Annotated in this window: 8 protein-coding genes and 1 pseudogene; 1 reads left to right on the plus strand and 8 read right to left on the minus strand. The window is 58.6% G+C overall.

Annotation, left to right across the window (positions count from 1 at the left end):
- Positions 1-693, plus strand: a 693-nt coding sequence (locus tag GEU01_RS19890) for a Tn3 family transposase (RefSeq protein WP_019087292.1), incomplete at its 5' end; no start/stop codon positions are given.
- Between the two features lie 30 nt (positions 694-723).
- Here the strand turns inward: GEU01_RS19890 and GEU01_RS23510 are convergent.
- The 8 genes and pseudogenes from GEU01_RS23510 to GEU01_RS19930 all read right to left on the minus strand — a co-directional run.
- Positions 724-936, minus strand: a pseudogene (locus tag GEU01_RS23510) (DUF2442 domain-containing protein); the annotation flags it as partial.
- Between the two features lie 92 nt (positions 937-1,028).
- On the minus strand, positions 1,029-1,556 hold the full coding sequence (locus tag GEU01_RS19900) for a helix-turn-helix domain-containing protein (RefSeq protein WP_232272642.1): 528 nt from the start codon (positions 1,554-1,556) through the stop codon (positions 1,029-1,031).
- The gene (locus GEU01_RS26550) at positions 1,450-1,806 is read right to left on the minus strand and encodes a hypothetical protein (RefSeq protein ID WP_198284508.1); all 357 of its coding nucleotides are present in this window, start codon (positions 1,804-1,806) and stop codon (positions 1,450-1,452) included. The genes GEU01_RS19900 and GEU01_RS26550 overlap by 107 nt, the downstream gene beginning before the upstream one ends.
- A 23-nt stretch (positions 1,807-1,829) precedes the next feature.
- Positions 1,830-2,015, minus strand: a complete 186-nt coding sequence (locus GEU01_RS19910; RefSeq protein ID WP_010518059.1) for a PIN domain-containing protein — start codon at positions 2,013-2,015, stop codon at positions 1,830-1,832.
- Positions 2,012-2,269 (minus strand): FitA-like ribbon-helix-helix domain-containing protein, encoded by a 258-nt coding sequence (locus tag GEU01_RS19915; RefSeq protein ID WP_019087450.1) that lies wholly within the window; start codon positions 2,267-2,269, stop codon positions 2,012-2,014. The genes GEU01_RS19910 and GEU01_RS19915 overlap by 4 nt, the downstream gene beginning before the upstream one ends.
- 97 nt (positions 2,270-2,366) lie before the next feature.
- On the minus strand, positions 2,367-2,621 hold the full coding sequence (locus GEU01_RS19920; protein WP_081500037.1) for a hypothetical protein: 255 nt from the start codon (positions 2,619-2,621) through the stop codon (positions 2,367-2,369).
- Positions 2,622-2,697: 76 nt separating this feature from the next.
- Positions 2,698-3,114 (minus strand): type II toxin-antitoxin system HicB family antitoxin, encoded by a 417-nt coding sequence (locus GEU01_RS19925; protein ID WP_019087452.1) that lies wholly within the window; start codon positions 3,112-3,114, stop codon positions 2,698-2,700.
- 10 nt (positions 3,115-3,124) lie between these two features.
- Positions 3,125-3,304 carry a type II toxin-antitoxin system HicA family toxin gene (locus tag GEU01_RS19930; protein ID WP_019087453.1) on the minus strand — a complete coding sequence of 60 codons (180 nt, stop codon included), beginning with the start codon at positions 3,302-3,304 and terminating at the stop codon, positions 3,125-3,127.
- Positions 3,305-3,760 lie beyond the last annotated feature (456 nt).

Raw genomic sequence — 3,760 nt, forward strand, 5'->3', positions numbered from 1 at the left:
GGCCGCCGCGTCCGCCAGCATTTTGCCGACACGGGTGGCTTTACCGATCATGTGTTCGCCGCCAGCTCCTTGCTCGGCTACAGGTTCGCACCGCGTATCCGAGATCTCTCTCAGAAAAGACTCTATGCCTTCACGCCCAACGCGACGCCCGCCAATGTGCGAGCGCTGGTTGGCGGCAAAATCAATGAACCGCTCATCGAGCGCAACTGGCCCGACATCCTGCGCGTCACGGCAACGATCGCAGCGGGCATCGTCGCCCCCAGCCAGATTCTTCGCAAGCTCGCTTCCTACCCGCGCCAGAATGAGCTGGCCCTCGCATTGCGGGAGATCGGTCGCATCGAGCGCACCCTGTTCATGATCGACTGGATTCTCGACGCCGGTCTCCGGCGCCAGGCTCAGATCGGTCTCAACAAGGGCGAGGCCCATCATGCCCTCAAGCGCGCCATCAGCTTCCATCGTCGAGGTGAGATACGCGACCGCTCAGGCGAAGGGCAGCACTATCGTATTGCCGGCATGAACCTGCTCGCCGCCATCATCATCTTCTGGAACACCATGAAACTCGGGGAGGTCGTGGACAGACGCGCCGTGGACGGCATCATCATCCCGCCTGATCTCCTCGCCCATGTCTCACCGCTGGGATGGGAACACATCAACCTCACCGGCGAATATCGCTGGCCTAAATCCTTAGCGTAGGATTTCGCCCCCTCCCGCAAACGACCCCTAGATATCGTGGATCAGGCCTTCGACCAGAACATCGGCATCAAGGCGGGGCCAGTGAAGGCCGTTACCAAGCGGGGTCATCTCAACGCCATTCGAGAGCGTGACGTGAATGGCGCGGCGTGCACGGATAAACCTTGCAGACACCACATGGGGAACAGTCGCTCTATGGAGCACACCTGCTTCACGAGCAGCCTGATAGTCCACTTTATTCATCATGTCTCTTCCCCGCCGCTTCCTATGACCGACGCCCCGGCGGTATCGGGAGAAAGGGGACCTGAGGATCCAGAACAAGCCGGACCTGTCGAAATTTACTCCGTATGGGCGTAGGCTTCACGCACGGCTTCCGGCCGATTGGAAATGGCCAGCAGATAACTTTTTGCAGCGGTATCTGGCGTACGTTCCCCGCTTTCCCATCCTTTGATGGTTTCCTCTTCCAGACCATACCAGAGCGCGAACTGTCGGCGACTGAGCTTCAGACGCCGACGAATCAGGGCCACATCCACATCGGCCTTGTGATCGACATGGATCGCCCTGATCCCGGCCTTTGCAAGGTCGGAGATAACCGCCTCGATCGTGTCAGTCATGGGCAGCAGAACGATTGCATGCCCTTCCGCCTGTTCCGAGGATTGCCTGATGAGGTCTTCCACCGTCTTCTTGGCGGCCAGCATCGTCAGGCCACGCCTGGACAGCGCCATCGTGACGGCAATGGAATTGAGATCAGGCCATCCCTCACGCGTCAGGGTCAGGGCGAATCTGGCGCGTGAACCGGAACGGACACGGGATATGGCCCGGACAGGCCCCAGTCGTGCGAATTCCGCCTTCAATGATGATTTCATCGAGATCCATTCCTTCCAGAACGGCCTGTGCGATCGTTTTCAGATTGGCGAACCCGACCCCATTGGCTGTTGCACCGTGGATGTGAGTCTTGGACAGCTTCATGAAGCCTTGGGATCGATCGATACTGAATTCAGCCATGACCATCAGAACGACACCAGGAGCCTGAATAACCAGGGTTGCGATCGGATCACTGCTCTGGTCATCGTCCATTTCGAACGACAGGTCTTCGACCGTCCACCGTGACTTCATGCTGAATTATAGGTTCAATGAACCTATAATTCAAGCAGATCCCGCCGTCGTCCTTCCGGCAGCAGCGCCAGCCCATACAGGATATCGGCCTGGGTCATGGTCGTGATGAAGATGGTCATCATGGACTGACGGGACATCCAGGCCAGCACCGCCCCGTCAGGCCCGGAGCGCATCAGTTCGGAGAGGATGTTGGTGTCGAGAACGATCACACTCCGAAATCCACATCCCTGATGGCCTCACGGGACACGGCAGGCAGGTCTACCCCGCCCAGCCTGGCAAAACGCTGGTGGATGGCCTGACCGGCATCCACCCCCTGCGACACTTCAGCGGAAAGAGTCGAGCGCAAGATATCGCGCACCTCTTCCTCCATGGAACGCCCATGCTGTGCTGCGCGCAGACGAAGCCTGTGCTTGAGACTGTCATCGAGATTGCGGATGGTCATGACGGCCACGGGAACCTCCATTAGGCAATGACAGCATTGCAGTCATTGACTGCGCGTTCTTCAATCATCAGGTCAGGTTAGGGTATTTGAGGGAAGAGACGAAATCCCGCGCTGAAGATTACCAGTAATATTCGTGGGGGCGTCGGGTTCCGGTATACGGAAAGACCGCCTCGAGAGGATCGAGATCGCCCTTGATGATCAGGTGGGCAATATGCCTGTCATGATGACGGTCAGGGCGGATATCGTGCAGATGGCTGTACCAGTTGGGGGATTCAGAGGCTTCACGTGAGCCTCCATAGCCACAGCGATCCGGCCGGTTGGCCCAGCGATGGTCCCGGCCGTGTCTGCGGCTGTGATGATAGGTGCGAGACATGGGAGCTTCCCCTCCATGACGCACGGAGTGATTTCCGGGCGTACCTACATCGCCCGATCTCCCCTGTTCTGGTTGTTCATTTGCTCCTGATCACCGGCGTAAGTCTTGCCTGCAGGGTCATGGCCGCGATCATGCCGGAACGGCTCTCATGGGATGATCTGGCAAGCGCATCCAGCCGCTCCAGAACGCGCCGGGGAAGGGAGATGTTCGCCCGTTCTACCCGGTCATCGAGGACGGCCGGATCAATGGTGACAAAGCCCACTGTCCAGCCCTCATAATCCGGGTTGTTCTGGATGGCGTCGAGCGTGCTGGGAGAAGGCACAGCCTCTCCGGCATCCAGCGTGGCATCGATCCATGCCGCAGCGGCCTCTTCCGCATTGGAAATGGCTTCATCGAGCGTGTCGCCTGCCGAAAAGCAGCCGGGAAGGTCAGGAAAGACAACACCAAACGCCGTTGTCTCGCTGCCCCGTTCGATAACAACCGGATAGCGCATGATGATCCTCCTAGAGACCCGCCTGTTTGCGGATGGCGGCAACCAGACCGGTGCCCAGATCCTTTTTGGGATGAGGGACGACCACGATCCCTGGTCGCGACGGATGTTTGAAGACGTTGTGTGAACCGCGCACGCGATCCAGCTTCCAGCCTGCTTTTTCCAGCTCCCGGATCAGATCGGCACTTTTCATTTACACATCATACACACGGCCTGATCCTTGTTCAAGAAGGCAGGTAAAAGGATGTGACCTGGCCGTCAATTCCCTGCAATGCCCGTAGAGCGCTCTGGGAGGCCGTACAGAGCGTAATTCCCTCTATGGCCTACACCCAACTAGCCACCACGTTCGGTAACGCCTGTACGGTCATCCTGTAGCGCCTGGTTGGCATGCTGCAACATGTGAGTCGCTGAATGACCGTCTGAACTCTATTGTGTCTTGAGCAGATTGCGGTCTTGCCCGGTTTTTCTGGCGTTGCAGGTGTCGGGCGAGCGCGGAGCGGGAGCCCCGTAGGGCGCCGAAGGTGCCGACGCAGGCGGGGNNNNTGCGTTTATCGTATTGTCATATGATATTTTCACGCCGAAGGCGTGTCCGTTTAGCGCAGGCCTGAAAGGGCGAGCAGGGGGATGCCGGGTGGGAGATCGCGCTATG

The sequence above is a fragment of the Komagataeibacter europaeus LMG 18890 genome, from assembly GCF_000285295.1.
Lineage (GTDB): Bacteria > Pseudomonadota > Alphaproteobacteria > Acetobacterales > Acetobacteraceae > Komagataeibacter > Komagataeibacter europaeus.